This window comes from Pedobacter sp. UYEF25 (assembly GCF_054061655.1).
On record NZ_JBSSEL010000013.1, the window covers coordinates 119,286 to 134,734 of the forward strand.

The following is a 15,449-nucleotide window of genomic DNA, read 5'->3' on the forward strand; positions in this document are numbered from 1 at the left end:
AAGTGAAAAGTCGTACAATGAGGCGTAAATTTTTTGATAATCCTATAGTTGAAATTCCGCTACGTCAAATTGGCAGTTAAAACTTAGTCACTGAATGAACACCGAATGATCTCAGGGTTTTTAATACCTAGAAAGCAAAAAATTGCTAACTTAGCAATAGACCAACCAAAACCAAATTTTAATGCTCGTAAAAACATATGGGAGTGCTGTTTACGGTGTAGATGCATTAACCATAACCATAGAAGTTAGCATAAGTCCTGGTACTAAGTATTATATGGTTGGGCTGCCTGATAATGCGGTAAAAGAGAGTCTTCAACGCGTAGCAAGTGCGGTAAATGTATCTGGTTTGCGGATGCCAAAGCAAAAAATTGTTGTCAACCTGGCTCCTGCCGACATAAAAAAAGAGGGGTCAGCTTATGACCTACCAATTGCGGTTGGTATTTTGGCTGCATCCGCTCAAATACCTAGTGATAGACTGAACGAATTCTTTATAATGGGAGAGCTATCCTTAGATGGAACTATTCTGCCAATACGGGGCGCCTTGCCCATTGCAATTCAAGCTAGAAAGGAGGGCTTTAAAGGCATTATTTTACCTAGTCAAAATGTAAGGGAAGCAGCCATTGTTGATGGATTGTTAGCTTATGGAGTAGAAAATCTTTTAGAGGTAATTGGCTTCTTTAATGGCAATGCTGAATTGGAACCCGTTTCAATAAATACCAAAGAGGAGTTTTTAAAGAACATAGGCAATTACGAGCACGATTTTGCAGATGTTAAAGGACAGGAAAATATAAAACGGGCGCTGGAAATTGCAGCGGCTGGGGGTCATAACGTTATTTTAATTGGACCTCCAGGGGCGGGTAAAACAATGCTTGCCAAAAGATTGCCCACAATTTTGCCCCCTTTAAATTTGCAGGAAGCCTTAGAAACGACTAAAATCCACTCTGTAGCGGGCAAGCTTTCTGCCTCAGATGCGCTGATGACGGTTAGACCCTATCGAAGTCCACATCATACCATTAGCGATGTAGCACTTGTTGGTGGCGGAATAAATCCGCAACCTGGCGAGATCTCACTTGCGCATAATGGGGTATTATTTTTAGATGAATTGCCAGAGTTTAAACGAACAGTACTGGAAGTTATGCGGCAACCTTTAGAAGATAGAAAGGTGGCCATTGCAAGGGCAAGGTGCTCTGTAGAATATCCTGCTAGCTTTATGCTAATTGCCTCGATGAATCCATGCCCCTGCGGTTTTTACAATCATCCAGAGAAGGATTGTGTGTGCGCGCCGGGTGTCGTACAAAAATATTTAAGTAAAATATCCGGGCCGCTGCTAGACCGAATAGATTTACATGTAGAAGTTACACCAGTTAATTTTTCTGAGCTCGCATCAACCAGAGATGCAGAGAAAAGTGATCAGATCAGAATTCGTGTAATCAAAGCACGAGAAATTCAAGACAGGCGGTTTGCTAACGATGAAAATTTACATTGTAATGCTCAAATGAGCCCCAAAATGGTAAGGAAAGTATGTCAAATTAGCGACGCTGGAATTGCGCTATTGAAAACAGCCATGGAAAGACTTGGCTTAAGTGCTCGGGCTTACGATCGCATTTTAAAAGTGGCGCGTACCATCGCAGACCTCGCCGATAGCGAGACCGTAGAAATTGAGCATTTAGCAGAATCGATCAATTATAGAAGTTTGGATAGACGCGGATGGGCAGGATAAAATTTGGCTAAGCGTGAGGTTTTGCGGTATTGTTGAGTAAGCCTAGAGTGCTACCTAATTTTTGAAACACGAAATGAATAGTGAATTTGAAAATTTCGGTTTGAGGTGCCATTTGGATTTTTCATCCTTCCGACATCTCCGCGCCCAAATTTATTTTCTAAATCCTACAGACTGTAACAAATATCAGTAAGATTGCTCTAAATAAGGTAAAATGAAAAAGTTTAAGGACTTTCCGATAGAACTTGTTTTTTGGTTAACCGCTTTAATGTCTTTGGCCATTAGTGATTTGTCGGTACACAATTTTACACTTTGCCCATTGGCTAATTTAGGTTTAGAGGCTTGGTGCCCAGGCTGCGGTTTAGGAAGATCAATAAGCGCACTGCTACATGGGTCATTTAGACAATCGTTTCAACAACACTGGTTTGGATTGCCAGCCTTCCTAATAATTTTGTACCGCATTACCCAACTTTTGAAAAGGAAAAAACAGCAAATAAATTTAACACAAATAGTAGATTAGATTATGGATATATTTCAATCACCGTTGATGTCGTTACCAGGTATAACGCCGGATGAATACGCTTACCTTCAACAAGCCACAACTGGTTTAACCGATCAGCAATTGCGCAATTTTTTGATGGTTTATAGCAGCAAGAGAAAAAATCCATCAGACATGTTGATTTTTTGCTTGATTGGCTTAATCATTGTGCCGGGTTTGCAGCGATTTATTATAGGGCAAATCGGAATGGGTATTTTATACCTGCTCACTTGGGGACTATGTTTCATTGGATCAATTATCGACATCGTTAACCATAAATCGTTGGCTTTTGAGCACAACCAAAAGATGATTTTTGAAAGTTTGCAAATGGTTCGCATGGGTGGGTTTCAACAACCGACGCCATAACGAGATTCAACTAATTTTGTAGGTTTTTTAAACTAATCACATTTTTTGCACTTCTCAAATTTGATAAAATTCATTAGTTTTATCAAATGAGGTTATCAGAATTAATTGGACATTTAGAAGAGATTGCACCACTAAACTATCAGGAAGATTACGACAATGCCGGCCTCATCGTTGGCGATTACACAATGCAAGTTGATTCCGCTTTGGTTGCTTTAGATTGTACAGAAGCCATTGTTGATGAGGCTATTGCAAATGGTTGTGATCTGATCATCACTCACCATCCAATTGTATTTAAAGGGTTAAAAAAGCTTAATGGAAAAACTTATGTAGAACGTGTAGTGCTCAAGGCGATTAGAAGCAATATTGCACTTTATGCCATCCATACCAATTTAGATAGTGTGCGCAATGGGGTAAATGGCAAAATATGCGAGCGCTTAGGTTTAACAGGAACAAAAATTCTTCGGCCAAGAGGCAATATTTTAAAGAAGCTCGTTACATTTTGCCCAGTTAAACAAGCTGAACAGTTGCGGCAAGCATTATTTTATGCAGGTGCTGGAAATGTTGGCAACTACAGTGAAACAAGTTTCAATGTTTCTGGCATGGGAACGTTTAAGGGAAATGAGTTTTCCAATCCTGTCGTCGGCGAACGTGGTGTACAAGAGCAGACCGAAGAATTAAGGATAGAAATTATTTTTCCGGTACAACAAGAGAGAAAGATTCTATTGGCGCTGTTTGAAAACCATCCTTATGAGGAAGTAGCTTATGATATTTTTCAACTAGAAAATATGCATCAAGAAGTTGGCGCAGGAATGCTGGGTTGGCTTGAAGAGCCAATGGATGGTAGAGATTTCCTAGAAATGCTAAAGTATCAAATGCAGGCTAAAGTTGTTAGGCACACCAACATCCTGCCAAAAAAAATTAGAAAAGTAGCTGTGTGCGGTGGTGCGGGTAGTTTTTTATTAAAAGATGCCATAGCTGCCGGTGCAGATGCATTTGTTACTGCAGATTTTAAATACCACGAGTTTTTCGATGCAGATCAAAAATTAATCATTGCAGACATTGGGCACTTTGAAACTGAACATTTTACGTCGAATTTATTGGTGGAAATTATTAAGAAAAAATTTGCTAACTTTGCAATCCGTTTAACGGAGCAAAACACGAACCCCATAAATTACTTGTTTTAATGGAACAAACCGTAGAACAAAAGCTAAAGGCTTTATACGAATTACAGAACATCCACACAAAAATTGATAAAATACGCCAAGTGAGAGGTGAATTGCCGATGGAAGTTGCCGATTTAGAGGACGACGTTCTCGGATTGGAAACACGTATTCAAAAAATTAAGGGTGAGTTAGATGAATTAGATGACACGATCGTAATGCGTAAAAATGCCATTAAAGATTCGCAAGCAGCCATTAAGCGTTACGAAACACAGCTTAAAGAGGTAAAAAATAATCGCGAATACGATGCGTTGACCAAAGAAATTGAAATTCAAGGGTTAGACATTCAGGTTGCCGAGAAAAAGATAAAAGAATTTGGTTTCGATATTGCCTCGAAGAACGAAGGCTACGAAGCTGCCCAAGTGCAAGTAGAAAACCGGAAAAAAGACTTGGAGATTAAAAAAGGCGAACTTGAAGTAATTACATCTGAGACCGAGAAAGAAGAATCCGGATTGCAGAAAAAAGCAGAGAAGGCAGAAAAAGCAATTGAGGAACGCTTATTGGTCGCTTATAATCGTTTACGCAGAAATTCTGTAAACGGACTTGCTGTGGTAACTATAGATAGAGATGCTTGTTCTGGTTGCTTCAACCAAATTCCTCCACAAAGGCAATTAGATATCCGTCAACGCAAAAAAGTAATTGTATGCGAGCATTGCGGACGTATTTTGGTAGATGAAGCTTTAACGGTAGAAGTAGTAGAAGCTTAATTCATAAATCATAAGTAGAACGGTCTTGCTGAAAAGCGAGGCCGTTTTGCGTTGTGGGAAAAATTATTTCAGTTTTGTTTTTGTGAACACGTTCTGCAATTTAAAGGTTATAGGAAATCTTTAAAAATAATTGCGACTTTATTACCTATTAGCTCACAAGTTATAAAATCACCTGGGAAAGCCTCGCCATTTAAAAACTAATATTCATTTCAATCTGCCAACCAAAATAAAGTTGCGTTCTTTTGAGGTTTGCTGATTTAAAATTTATAAATGATCGCATTTATATGCATTCCAGCGCCCACAGAAGTAAAGATGGCCACATCGCCGGGTTTTACTTTATAGCCTTTAACTTTATTGTGTAGTACTAAGTCTATTAGCGTAGGGATTGTTGCTACAGAGCTATTTCCAAGCCAAGAAATTGTCATTGGCGTTAAGTTTTCTGGCACTTCATTCTTGTCGTATAGCTTAAAAAGGCGCTTCATAATTGCGGCATCCATTTTCCCATTTGCTTGATGTACAAACACAATGTTAACATCGTCGACCGTTAGATTTGCTTTATCTAATGCCTTCTTAATCACTTGAGGAACTTGCACCACAGCAAACTCATAAAGCTTACGCCCATTCATTTTTAGATAAGCATTGCCGCTGTCATCTGCCGGGTTTGCACTTTTATTCATCACCAACAAATGGCCATGGTTAACGGCGTGAGTTTCGGTTTTATGGGCAAGAATTCCTTTTTTTACCTCGCTTTCTTGTCCTTCATAAATCGCTGCTCCTGCGCCATCCGCGAAGATCATACTGTCCCTATCATGCGGGTCGACCATTCTACTTAAGGTTTCTGCACCAATTACAAGTACCCGCTTTGCGTCACCGCTCTTTATTAAATAATCTGCTTGGATTGAACCTTGCACCCAACCTGGACAACCAAAGATTAGGTCAAAAGCAACACAATCTGGATTTTGAATCTCCAATTGCTGCTTCACTTTTGCGGCAAGTGCCGGCAACATATCAATGCGGTTACTGTTTAAGTGTACGTCTCCGAAGTTGTGACAAAAAATAATATAATCTAGGGTTTCTTTATCTATAGCAGCATTTTCAATTGCGTTAGTTGCTGCAATGCATCCAATTTCATTGTTCAGTTGTTCATCACGTATATAACGACGCTCTTCAATTTCTGTGATTTCAGAAAATTTATCAACAATGTCTTTATTTTCCTTTGCTATTTTCTCGCCGTTTTCAAAAAAGCTATGTTGTAAAAAAGCTTTTCCAGATACGATGCGCTCTGGAATATAGCTACCTGTTCCTATCAGTACAGTGTTGATCATTTTATAAGAATTAAAACCGTAAACCAAAACGGTATTGGGTATAAAAATAGCGTTTATATTTTATAAACAGAAATAAATGGATTTTCTCATCTCGCATTTTAGATTACAATTATATTTAAATTGTAGTATATATATCTATCCTAGAAAATTCTTATGGATGCATATTTTAAAAATCATTTCTTTTTTACGCGCAAAAAATTACACAAGGATCAACGTATATTGGTTTCAATCTGAACTAAATAAAAATTATTGAGACTGGTTTCTATCGTTTAAAATAGGCAAGATATGTAAGTTATTCCCATTTTTTTACTGAATTGTTAGACAAAAAAGGTTAAAAAAGGCCTGCGATATTTCAGGAAGGACACATATTATTTTTTATTCTGCTTCCACTAATATATAAAACATTGGCATTTAAAGGCAATAACTTAACTTATGTTCTTTACGCTTTCTTCTTTAAGCCTGGGTTCATTAAGTTTCACCAGCCTTAATTTTCTTTGTCGATTTCTAAAAACCATATTTAGAACTTCCACTCCTACAGAGAAAGCCATTCCGAAGTAGATGTAGTTTTTTAAATGCATGTCATGGGCGGCAGTAGCATCCCAACCTTCTATTACGAGGCTAAGTCCAATCATAACCAAAAAAGACAGCGCCAACATTTTTAAGGTAGGATGTTTGTGTATAAAAACAGAGATTCTGGGACTAAAAGTAAACATGATAAACATGGCTATAACCACAGCAATTATCATAACCTCCAAATGCTTGGCGGTTCCTCCTGCCGTGATTATGCTATCAAAAGAGAATACGGCATCTATCAACATAATTTGCACAATTGCTTGTCCAAGGCCTAACGGCTTGTTTGCGTCTACATTGTTGGATGGATCTTCACCTTCCAATTTGTGGTGAATTTCCATAACAGACTTATAGATTAAAAACAGACCTCCCAGCAACATAACGATGCTCGCAAGGTCTAAGCCTTTCCCAAACCATGCTTCGGGAATGATGTATTTTCCTTTCTGAGAGAGTAGCCAACTAAGGCCGAACAACATGACGCAACGAGAAGCAATTCCAGTGAACATCCAAATTAGTCGGCCTTTTTTTTGAGAGTCTTTTTGAATTCTATTCAAAATCAGACTAACAAATATAACGTTGTCTATACCCAAAACTACTTCCAGTACTGTCAATACCAATAGGGAGGTCCATGCCTCTGGGCTTGATAATAACTCTAACATAAATGTATTATCTGATTGCTAAGATTAAATGAATTCCTTAATTTCCTTCCCATTCTTTATAAAACTGGTCTAGAAAATTAAGCATAAATCTGTGCCGCTCCTCTGCAAGAACTTTGCCAGATTTAGTTTTCATCCCGTCTTTAAGCAATAAAAGCTTTTCGTAGAAATGATTTATGGTTGGCGCATTCGTGTTTTTGTAGCTAGTTTTTGTATGGTTTAATTCTGGTTGTATTGCCGGATTGTAAAGAACCCTGTTTTTAAAGCCGCCATATGTAAAGGCCCGAGCTATCCCTATCGCGCCAATGGCGTCCAATCGATCAGCATCTTGCACTACCTCCATTTCTACAGAAGCGTATGGAGCTGTATCAAAGCTATTTTTAAAAGACATGTGCTGGATAATTTTGACCACTTGATCAATCGTTTCCGCAGAAACATCTATGGACATCAGAAAATTTTTGGCCATTTCTGGCCCAAGAGTTTCATCGCCACCATGAAATTTGGAATCAGCAATGTCATGTAGTAAAGCCGCAAATGCGATTATGCCTTCATCAGCTCCAACAGATTTGTTAATATTTAGAGCTGCTTTGTAAACTCTTTCTACATGAAACCAATCGTGCCCCGCTTCGGCATCTTTTAAAGTTTGTTTGACAAAGGCTATTGTTTCTGCAACTTTCTGTTCCATAAATCGGGTTTTTTCAAAAGTAGCAGAAAAACTTTTAAGTAAAAAACCTGATGCAATTTTTAAAACTGTTTATTAGGCACTGACCAAGTTGTTGGTGTCGGCAATGTGTTTGATCAGGTCGTGTTCATTTAAAGAAATTAAAAGCTTTGCTTCCAAACCTAGGATATTGGCTATTTTAAAAAGCCTGTCGACAGTTAGTTTGCTATAACCAAGTTCCAATTTACTATAGGCATTTTGCGATATTTTTAGTTTGGCGGCTAAATAATCTTGTGTATATCCTTTATATTCTCTAATTTTTCTGATGTTGCTCGCCACGTCTTTAACGTGACTGGTAAAAATACTTTCCATATCTCGGTGCTGTTAAGCTGTTTAGCAACATTTACGGAAATTTAATGCAAAAGGATTTTATTTGCGTAAAAATGAGGTTTTTATACGCGATTATAAGCAATTATTTATACGTATAAATCTAGTTGTCTTGGTTTAAATGCTTGGGTGCACGCTTTTCCGGGTCTCTTTTTGAACCGTCGTAAAGTTCGTATTCCAACATCCTACAATCTAACTTTCCATTGTAAAACTCAATTTTTCTCTGGGCTTTTAAACCTATTTTTTTTGCTAGATCTGGGTTTCCTGTAAGTATGTAGCCAAAATAGCCTTTGCAATCTTTCTTTAAAAAGTCTCCTATTCGGGCGTAGGTGAGTTCTAATTGAGAATGCGCACCCAGCCGCTCTCCATACTCAGGATTGAAAACAATCACGCCTTTTTCTTTTTCTGGAACTAAAGTTTTCTCAAAATCACAAACTTGAAATTCAATCAATGTATCCACACCTGCTGTTTTTGCATTGCGGATACTTACATCAACCGCGTCTTGAGAAATGTCTGATGCAATTATTTTTAAATGAGGTTTTTTTAACACCTGGTCTTTTAAAATTCTGCGTTCGGTAAAAAATTCCTGCTCATCATAACCCATAACATACATAAATGCATAATTCATGCGAAATAAACCTGGCGCTCTATTGGTGGCAATAAGGGCTGCCTCAATGGCTAGCGTTCCAGAACCACACATTGGGTTTATAAATGATGCTTCTTTGTCCCAAGAAGTGGCATATATAACGCCAGAAGCTAGCGCTTCTAACATGGGGGCTTTGCCTGGTATTTTTCTATAACCATGTTTAGCCAAAGTTTCTCCGGAGCTGTCTAAAAAGATTGTTGCTTCTGCATCTTTCCAATACAAATGTACCACTGCTTTATTGGCGTCTGAGCCGGAATCTGGGCGTATCCCCTTTTTCTCTTTTATCCGATCTACAATCGCATCCTTTACCTTTAAATTAGCAAAAAGAGGCGTGGTAATGTTTGGGTTGTCTACGTTTGAAGTGACAGAAAAGTAACCAGAAAAATCTATTAAATCTTCCCAAGCAATCTGGCTAACTTCATTGTATAAGTCATCTGGGGTTATTGCTTTAAAATCTTTAATTGCGTATAAAATCTGGCTAGCACACCGAAGATTTAGATTTAGCTTTATACACTCCGTCAGCGTAATGTTTAGCTCTACGCCAGTGGCGAAATAGCGCTCTATTGTATAACCGAGGGCGATTATTTCGTCTCTCAGGTATGGCGACAAACGGTTGTTGCAGGTAATGATAACCTTGCTTTTATTGTGGAAAACTTGCATAATATTTATGCGAAGTTATCAATAAATTTATAGAGATTTGAACTTTAGAAGACATTATTAGGATCTGTGTTATGGAAATAAAAGGAAAAGTACACGAGGTTGGAGAAATTCAACAAATAAGCGAAACATTTAAAAAGCGGGATTTAGTTGTAGAATATGCAGAGAATCCACAATATCCAGAATATCTAAAGTTTGAAGCGCTACAAGACAAAACAGGTCTTTTAGACAGCTATAAAGTTGGAGACGAAGTAGAAGTTTTCTTTAACCTTCGAGGCCGGGCTTGGACTGATAAAACAGGAAAAACAGCCTATTTTAACAGTATGGTTATTTGGCGCATTAATGCGCTTACTGCAGCTGCCTCAGCTCCAAATACGCCGCCAATGGTACAGGCTGTTGATGTAAGTACAGCGTCTGGAGAGGAAGACGATCTTCCCTTTTAAATAAAAAGTTTAAGAAAATAACAATTGATGCCAAGATAGAATCTTGGCATTTTTTTGTGCTTTTTATAGTAGAATCAGCAGGTTTTTAGGGCATAAAATGAGAGTTGTTTATTGCCTCAAAAAGAATATTTGTTAAAAGTGACAGACAATCTTGTTGTTAAATTTTGTTAAACCATAGATATAGGTGTTTTCTTTAACTATTTTTGGATGAAGGGGGAAAATTTCTAGCTTGCAAAGAAAGTTTTTCACACGGTTCTGAATGAAGAAAAAAAGTTTTTGGTTAATTACGGTGTTGATGACACTAGCTTTGCTGGGGGTTTTTGTAATGCAAATGTACTACATCAAGGAAGCCTATACCTTAAAATCGCAGCTTTTTGATCAACAGGTTAACCAAACGTTAAGCACGGTGGTTGGCAAATTGCAAAAACGCAACGCCTTTAATTACTACAATCGTAAACAAATTGCAAACAAACGCCAACAAATCATGGATTTGAAACAGCGCGATTTGGAGCTTTTAGAAGCAAAGAAAAATTTCGAAACCCTGTTAGACCGCAATAGATTAAGTCATCAGCGCAGTATCGAAGCAGAGCTTATTTATCAAGACAGCATCATTAGAGCCTTTTATCAAAAAACAAGTATTTTATCAGAAACTGATTATAGGGCTGCCGATGCCAGAAATGGTCAGAATCCAAACTCACCGGTTAGAGTAGATGTGTATGCAAATATCGACGAAGACTTTAACATTGTTAGCGGTAGAATCTCCACAAAATTTACACCGTCCGGTAGACGCACCTTAAATTTTAATGGAGGTAAATTACCAGATTCTATCCGCTATGCGGCATTAGACCCAAATACTAAACGGATAGTACTCATTTCGCTAGCAACCGTACAGCCAGATATGGCTTCGAAATTTAAACAAGAAGATTTTTTGGCGAAAAAGGACTATGAGCAAAAAGTTAGGTTTTTGAAGTCAGACTCTACTTTTACTTTTACCGCAAATTTAAGTCAGTTAGAAGATGTTGCCAGAGAAATGAGTCAACCTAACCTTCCATTAGAAAAACGGATAGATTTTGGCAAATTGAAGAATTTGTTAACCAAAGAATTCAGGAACAGCAACATCACACAGCGTTTTAGGTATGCGGTAACCCTTGCTAAAAAAGACTCGATTCTTTTTGTAAGTTCAGCAGATTCTTCTAGGGCACATTTTAGTCAGGCAAATACGTATTCGACGAGACTAGATAACAATGGTCTTTTGTCTGATCCAGGGATTTTGATGGTCACTTTCCCCAATAAAAATTCTGCCATTCTGTCTAATTTAACAGCTACTGTTGTTTCGTCTGTAGGCTTACTATTGGTTTTGGTGTTTATTTTTAGTTACACCCTTTATGCCATACTTAGGCAGAAAAAATTATCGGAAATGAAAACAGATTTTATCAATAACATGACGCATGAATTTAAGACGCCTGTATCTACCATCATGATTGCGAGTGAAGCATTAAAGGAACCAGATGTAAGTGATGATAAAATTCGGTTAAAACGTTTGGCTGATATTATTTATGATGAAAATGTGCGCTTGGGCAACCACATAGAACGGGTGCTAAGCATCGCTCGGTTAGAACATAAGCAGCACAGCATGAATAACAGCGCGGTTGACATGAACGATTTAATCGTAATTGTGATAGATACCATGGATTTGCAACTTCAAAAAAAGAATGCTAAAATAATCCTTGAGCTGGATGCTGAAAAATCTACGGTTTTTGGGGATGAGCTTCACTTATCGAATGTCATTTATAATTTGATTGATAATGCGAATAAGTACAGTTCTGACAATCCTAAGATCATTGTTTCTACGAAAAATACCGTGGATCAATTGATTATAAAAATTGCCGATAACGGCATAGGAATGAGTAAAGAACACAGCAAAAAAATATTCGATCAATTTTATAGAGTGCCTACCGGTAATTTGCATGATGTAAAGGGATTTGGTTTAGGACTAAATTACGTGCGAGACATTGTTAAGAGGTTAAATGGCAGGATAAAAGTCGAGAGCGAAAAGGGCAAAGGCACCACTTTCGAAATTTTGTTACCTTTATTGTAGATATAAATTGGATTACATGAAAAAAATACTTTTAGTAGAGGATGATCCAAATCTTGGTTTGTTGTTGCAAGATTATTTACAGCTTAAAGGAAAGTTTGAAGTGGTGCTTTGCGTTGATGGAGAAGAAGGTTTAAAGGCTTTTAACACACAACACCATTTTGACCTTTGTATACTAGACGTGATGATGCCTAAAAAAGATGGTTTTACCCTAGGCAAAGAAATTAGAAAACTCAATCAGCATGTTCCTATTATTTTTGCAACAGCTAAAACGATGTTGGAAGATAAATCTGCCGCTTACGACCTTGGTGGCGATGATTATATTACTAAACCATTCAGAATTGAAGAGCTTTTATTGCGAATTAATGCGTTGCTAAAACGTGTTTCCGGAAATCCAGATGATGTTCTAGCAAGCAAAGAAACGAAGTTCTCTATAGGTCAATACCATTTTGATTACACCACCCAAATCATCACATTTAATGGGAGCCAACAAAAACTTTCGACAAAAGAAGCAGAATTATTGCGTCTGCTTTGCCTTAAAAAGAATGAAGTGCTCACCAGAGAAGAAGCTTTGCTAAGCATTTGGCACGACGACAATTACTTTAACGGCCGAAGTATGGACGTGTTTTTGAGTAAGCTGAGAAAGTACCTGCGCGAAGACTCAACCGTGGAAATTTTAAATGTGCATGGAAAAGGGTATAAGTTGCTGGTAAACTAATTACACCTCAGCACTTTATACATATAAATGTGCAGGGATTTCAGTGATAATCCCGCGGCTTTTTGCCCAAATGAAAAGGGTATCAATGGCTTTTCTGCCGCCTTCGCCTAAATCAATGCTGTAATTATTTACGTACAGGTCTATGTGTTTGCGCATTACGCTTTCTTGCATAGTCTGCGCATGTTCTTTTATAAAGTCTAAACTGGCATCAGGATGTGCAAATGCATATTCCACAGATTTTCTCACCAACCTATTTACCTTTAATTGGACTGCCCTTTCTAATTTTCTATTTACTACAATGCCGCCCAACGGGATTGCACAGCCAGTAAGTTTTTCCCAATAATCTCCTAAATCGGTGATTTTATGTAGATTTTTATCCTGATAAGTAAACCTATTTTCATGTATAATTAAACCGAGATCAATTTTATCGTTAATCAAACCTTCTTCAATCTCAGAAAACAACATTTCCTTTTTATTGGTTAACTGCGGATAAGCAATTCCCAGCAAAAAGTTTGCAGTGGTGTATTTTCCCGGAATACCGACTTTAAGTTTTTCATAATCAACACCCTCATCTGTAAGATTAGCCGCATATTCTTTTTTACTAATCAGTAGCGGCCCCACTCCAAAGCCAAGTGCACTTCCTGCATCTAATAAGGCATATCTATCTGAAGCGAAGGCAAGCGTGTGGAAGCTGAGCTTCGATACGTCTAATTCACCCCGCAGTGCTTTTTGATTTAGGGTTTCAACATCGTCAAAAAAAACCTCAAACTCTAGGTCTTCAGTATCGATTTTGTGATGGATTAACGCATCAAATATAAAGGTATCGTTTGGGCACGGGGAAAAACCAAGAGTAAGTTTCATACATCAAAATTAAAGTTTCGTCAAATGGTACGCGTCATTGTTAAATCAAAACGCTAAAAACCTACAAATATGTTGCAGTCTCTAAAAACTCTATCGCCCAAGTGTTGAGGTTTTCGATGGCCAAATTCATATTCCAAGCGCGTTTGTCTCTGGGCTGCACGTAGTTAGAAATGCTTCGTACCTGAACGACATCGATTTTTTGCTGTGCTGCGGCGTAGAAAACAGCAGCGCCTTCCATACTTTCCGTTTGTGCCATCCATCGGTTTTTTCTATCCAGGATCGTGTTAGCGTTTCCGCTGATTGTATTCACAGTGATGCCCAAGGCTTCGGGTAAGCCAAGATTTAGGGTCGATTGGTTAGAAAACGTATTTTCGCCAAAACCCATCTGCTCGATGCTTAAAAAACCACCATTGTCTTCGGCGCCAAAATCAGCAAAACTATCTTTAGTTACATTAAATACTGTACCCAGAGGAACCGTTTTGTCAAAGCAGCCTGCAATGCCAAGATTAACAATTAAATTATATTTGTTGGCAATAGGTAAATTTCCGAGTGCGAATGCAGTAGCCACCATACCAACCCCGGTAATAAGTACATCGAAATGAATGGAGCTCGTAAAAGCCTCTTTTTTAAGATTAAAGTGGGTGTAAGTAGGATTTAATTCGGCCTTTGTTGCCGCCACGACCAACGCTTTCATTTGGTAAATGTAAGTTTTGTTTTATACTGATGAAAGATTAAAGATGTATTTTAGGTCGTTTTTTTGGTATTAAAAGGATTTGCCGTCTTTCGTTGCTTGCTGCTTAAACTGTATATTTGTTTTTTATTTAACAACATGATTTATATAACTCGTAAAGTAACTTTTAATGCCGCGCACAAACTTGCTAGACCGGATTGGGACGATGCTAAAAATTTAGAGGTTTTTGGTAAATGTTCAAATCCGAATTGGCATGGCCACAACTATACCCTATATGTAACAGTAAAAGGGGAAATAAATCCTGAAACAGGTTTTTTGGTAGATCTTAAATGGTTGAAGCAAATAACCAATGAGTTGGTGGTAGACAAGGTAGATCATAAAAACATAAATCTTGATGTGGATTTTATGAGCGGGAAATTAGCTTCTACTGAAAATTTAGCCATCGCGATTTGGGCGCAACTCGTTTCTGCCATTGCAGAGAGTGGAGCAGTGCTACATGCCGTAAAGATTTATGAAACCGAGAATAACTACGTAGAGTTTTTTGGATAACAACAAGCAAATTATACATGGAAATGGATAGTGAATCAATAGATGGGTATGTTAAAGTAGACCGATATAACGAAACAAGAGTTGCTAGCTTGGCTGCGGTTTATAAGGATGTTTTAACGCAATTGGGCGAAGATCCAAATCGAGAGGGATTGTTAAAAACGCCTGAGCGAGTGGCAAAGTCGCTGCAGTTTTTAACACATGGCTACGATTTGAACCCAGCTGAAATTTTACAATCGGCAATGTTTAAAGAAGATTATAGCCAAATGGTCGTTGTTAAAGACATAGAGGTTTATTCTTTGTGCGAGCACCACATGCTTCCCTTTTTTGGAAAAGCGCACATTGCCTATATACCTAATGGACATATTGTGGGGCTTAGCAAAATCCCCAGAATTGTAGATGCATTTGCCCGTAGATTACAGGTTCAGGAGCGGTTGACCAATGAAATTAGAGATTGTATAGAGGATACCTTAAAGCCTAAAGGGGTGGCTGTTGTGATTGAGTGCAAGCACTTGTGCATGGCGATGCGTGGCGCCCAAAAGCAAAATTCTGTTACCACAACTTCTGCATTTACTGGCGCATTCCTAAATAATGAGGGTACCAGAGCAGAATTTTTAAGATTGATTACTGCAAGTCTACATTAAG

17 protein-coding genes are annotated in these 15,449 nt (G+C 38.1%); 10 read left to right on the plus strand and 7 right to left on the minus strand.

Annotation, left to right across the window (positions count from 1 at the left end; translation table 11 throughout):
- Window positions 1-181: 181 nt before the first annotated feature.
- The 5 genes from ACVWYG_RS13310 to ACVWYG_RS13330 all read left to right on the plus strand — a co-directional run bounded on the left by ACVWYG_RS13310 (window position 182) and on the right by ACVWYG_RS13330 (window position 4,548).
- A complete protein-coding gene (locus ACVWYG_RS13310) occupies window positions 182-1,720 on the plus strand; it encodes a YifB family Mg chelatase-like AAA ATPase (RefSeq protein WP_457270722.1) in 1,539 nt (512 codons plus the stop codon).
- Window positions 1,721-1,931: 211 nt separating this feature from the next.
- Window positions 1,932-2,237 (plus strand): DUF2752 domain-containing protein, encoded by a 306-nt coding sequence (locus ACVWYG_RS13315; RefSeq protein ID WP_457270723.1) that lies wholly within the window; start codon window positions 1,932-1,934, stop codon window positions 2,235-2,237.
- Window positions 2,238-2,240: 3 nt separating this feature from the next.
- Complete coding sequence (locus tag ACVWYG_RS13320; RefSeq protein ID WP_457270724.1) at window positions 2,241-2,621, plus strand: TM2 domain-containing protein; 381 nt, start codon at window positions 2,241-2,243, stop codon at window positions 2,619-2,621.
- Between the two features lie 86 nt (window positions 2,622-2,707).
- Complete coding sequence (locus ACVWYG_RS13325) at window positions 2,708-3,805, plus strand: Nif3-like dinuclear metal center hexameric protein (RefSeq protein ID WP_457270725.1); 1,098 nt, start codon at window positions 2,708-2,710, stop codon at window positions 3,803-3,805.
- Window positions 3,805-4,548, plus strand: a complete 744-nt coding sequence (locus ACVWYG_RS13330; RefSeq protein WP_457270726.1) for a zinc ribbon domain-containing protein — start codon at window positions 3,805-3,807, stop codon at window positions 4,546-4,548. Before ACVWYG_RS13325 ends, ACVWYG_RS13330 begins: the two co-directional genes overlap by 1 nt.
- A 257-nt stretch (window positions 4,549-4,805) precedes the next feature.
- Here ACVWYG_RS13330 and ACVWYG_RS13335 read toward each other — a convergent pair whose 3' ends face one another.
- From ACVWYG_RS13335 to ACVWYG_RS13355, 5 genes are all read right to left on the minus strand, one after another.
- The gene (locus tag ACVWYG_RS13335) at window positions 4,806-5,873 is read right to left on the minus strand and encodes a 3-oxoacyl-ACP synthase III family protein (RefSeq protein WP_457270727.1); all 1,068 of its coding nucleotides are present in this window, start codon (window positions 5,871-5,873) and stop codon (window positions 4,806-4,808) included.
- Window positions 5,874-6,298: 425 nt separating this feature from the next.
- Window positions 6,299-7,102: a TerC family protein gene (locus tag ACVWYG_RS13340; protein WP_457270728.1), complete on the minus strand. Its 804-nt coding sequence runs from the start codon at window positions 7,100-7,102 to the stop codon at window positions 6,299-6,301.
- A gap of 37 nt (window positions 7,103-7,139) precedes the next feature.
- The gene (locus ACVWYG_RS13345; protein ID WP_457270729.1) at window positions 7,140-7,784 is read right to left on the minus strand and encodes an HD domain-containing protein; all 645 of its coding nucleotides are present in this window, start codon (window positions 7,782-7,784) and stop codon (window positions 7,140-7,142) included.
- A 72-nt stretch (window positions 7,785-7,856) separates the two neighbouring features.
- Window positions 7,857-8,132 carry a helix-turn-helix domain-containing protein gene (locus tag ACVWYG_RS13350; RefSeq protein ID WP_457270730.1) on the minus strand — a complete coding sequence of 92 codons (276 nt, stop codon included), beginning with the start codon at window positions 8,130-8,132 and terminating at the stop codon, window positions 7,857-7,859.
- 118 nt (window positions 8,133-8,250) lie between these two features.
- Window positions 8,251-9,453, minus strand: a complete 1,203-nt coding sequence (locus ACVWYG_RS13355; RefSeq protein WP_457270731.1) for a THUMP domain-containing class I SAM-dependent RNA methyltransferase — start codon at window positions 9,451-9,453, stop codon at window positions 8,251-8,253.
- A 71-nt stretch (window positions 9,454-9,524) separates the two neighbouring features.
- Here ACVWYG_RS13355 and ACVWYG_RS13360 point away from each other — a divergent pair, with 71 nt between their 5' ends.
- The 3 genes from ACVWYG_RS13360 to ACVWYG_RS13370 all read left to right on the plus strand — a co-directional run bounded on the left by ACVWYG_RS13360 (window position 9,525) and on the right by ACVWYG_RS13370 (window position 12,706).
- Complete coding sequence (locus ACVWYG_RS13360) at window positions 9,525-9,893, plus strand: DUF3127 domain-containing protein (protein ID WP_457270732.1); 369 nt, start codon at window positions 9,525-9,527, stop codon at window positions 9,891-9,893.
- Window positions 9,894-10,152: 259 nt separating this feature from the next.
- The gene (locus tag ACVWYG_RS13365) at window positions 10,153-11,991 is read left to right on the plus strand and encodes a sensor histidine kinase (RefSeq protein WP_457270733.1); all 1,839 of its coding nucleotides are present in this window, start codon (window positions 10,153-10,155) and stop codon (window positions 11,989-11,991) included.
- Window positions 11,992-12,007: 16 nt separating this feature from the next.
- Window positions 12,008-12,706, plus strand: coding sequence for a response regulator transcription factor (locus tag ACVWYG_RS13370; RefSeq protein WP_457270734.1), 699 nt, complete (start codon window positions 12,008-12,010; stop codon window positions 12,704-12,706).
- A 15-nt stretch (window positions 12,707-12,721) separates the two neighbouring features.
- Here ACVWYG_RS13370 and ACVWYG_RS13375 read toward each other — a convergent pair whose 3' ends face one another.
- Both ACVWYG_RS13375 and mqnB read right to left on the minus strand, forming a co-directional pair.
- Window positions 12,722-13,567 (minus strand): menaquinone biosynthesis family protein, encoded by an 846-nt coding sequence (locus tag ACVWYG_RS13375; protein WP_457270735.1) that lies wholly within the window; start codon window positions 13,565-13,567, stop codon window positions 12,722-12,724.
- Window positions 13,568-13,628: 61 nt separating this feature from the next.
- The gene (gene mqnB / locus ACVWYG_RS13380) at window positions 13,629-14,261 is read right to left on the minus strand and encodes a futalosine hydrolase (protein ID WP_457270736.1); all 633 of its coding nucleotides are present in this window, start codon (window positions 14,259-14,261) and stop codon (window positions 13,629-13,631) included.
- Window positions 14,262-14,396: 135 nt separating this feature from the next.
- On the opposite strand from mqnB, the gene ACVWYG_RS13385 reads away from it, so the two are divergent.
- On the plus strand, window positions 14,397-14,807 hold the full coding sequence (locus ACVWYG_RS13385; protein WP_457270737.1) for a 6-pyruvoyl trahydropterin synthase family protein: 411 nt from the start codon (window positions 14,397-14,399) through the stop codon (window positions 14,805-14,807).
- Between the two features lie 23 nt (window positions 14,808-14,830).
- The gene (gene folE, locus ACVWYG_RS13390; protein WP_457270738.1) at window positions 14,831-15,448 is read left to right on the plus strand and encodes a GTP cyclohydrolase I FolE; all 618 of its coding nucleotides are present in this window, start codon (window positions 14,831-14,833) and stop codon (window positions 15,446-15,448) included.
- The last annotated feature ends 1 nt before the right edge of the window (window position 15,449 follow it).

Bases quoted from the DNA above. Each gene is read 5' to 3' on its own strand.
- ACVWYG_RS13310 (WP_457270722.1), top strand. From the start codon at position 182: ATGCTCGTAAAAACATATGGGAGTGCTGTTTACGGTGTAGATGCATTA.
- ACVWYG_RS13315 (WP_457270723.1), top strand. From the start codon at position 1,932: ATGAAAAAGTTTAAGGACTTTCCGATAGAACTTGTTTTTTGGTTAACC.
- ACVWYG_RS13320 (WP_457270724.1), top strand. From the start codon at position 2,241: ATGGATATATTTCAATCACCGTTGATGTCGTTACCAGGTATAACGCCG.
- ACVWYG_RS13325 (WP_457270725.1), top strand. From the start codon at position 2,708: ATGAGGTTATCAGAATTAATTGGACATTTAGAAGAGATTGCACCACTA.
- ACVWYG_RS13330 (WP_457270726.1), top strand. From the start codon at position 3,805: ATGGAACAAACCGTAGAACAAAAGCTAAAGGCTTTATACGAATTACAG.
- ACVWYG_RS13335 (WP_457270727.1), bottom strand. From the start codon at position 5,873: ATGATCAACACTGTACTGATAGGAACAGGTAGCTATATTCCAGAGCGC.
- ACVWYG_RS13340 (WP_457270728.1), bottom strand. From the start codon at position 7,102: ATGTTAGAGTTATTATCAAGCCCAGAGGCATGGACCTCCCTATTGGTA.
- ACVWYG_RS13345 (WP_457270729.1), bottom strand. From the start codon at position 7,784: ATGGAACAGAAAGTTGCAGAAACAATAGCCTTTGTCAAACAAACTTTA.
- ACVWYG_RS13350 (WP_457270730.1), bottom strand. From the start codon at position 8,132: ATGGAAAGTATTTTTACCAGTCACGTTAAAGACGTGGCGAGCAACATC.
- ACVWYG_RS13355 (WP_457270731.1), bottom strand. From the start codon at position 9,453: ATGCAAGTTTTCCACAATAAAAGCAAGGTTATCATTACCTGCAACAAC.
- ACVWYG_RS13360 (WP_457270732.1), top strand. From the start codon at position 9,525: ATGGAAATAAAAGGAAAAGTACACGAGGTTGGAGAAATTCAACAAATA.
- ACVWYG_RS13365 (WP_457270733.1), top strand. From the start codon at position 10,153: ATGAAGAAAAAAAGTTTTTGGTTAATTACGGTGTTGATGACACTAGCT.
- ACVWYG_RS13370 (WP_457270734.1), top strand. From the start codon at position 12,008: ATGAAAAAAATACTTTTAGTAGAGGATGATCCAAATCTTGGTTTGTTG.
- ACVWYG_RS13375 (WP_457270735.1), bottom strand. From the start codon at position 13,567: ATGAAACTTACTCTTGGTTTTTCCCCGTGCCCAAACGATACCTTTATA.
- mqnB (WP_457270736.1), bottom strand. From the start codon at position 14,261: ATGAAAGCGTTGGTCGTGGCGGCAACAAAGGCCGAATTAAATCCTACT.
- ACVWYG_RS13385 (WP_457270737.1), top strand. From the start codon at position 14,397: ATGATTTATATAACTCGTAAAGTAACTTTTAATGCCGCGCACAAACTT.
- folE (WP_457270738.1), top strand. From the start codon at position 14,831: ATGGATAGTGAATCAATAGATGGGTATGTTAAAGTAGACCGATATAAC.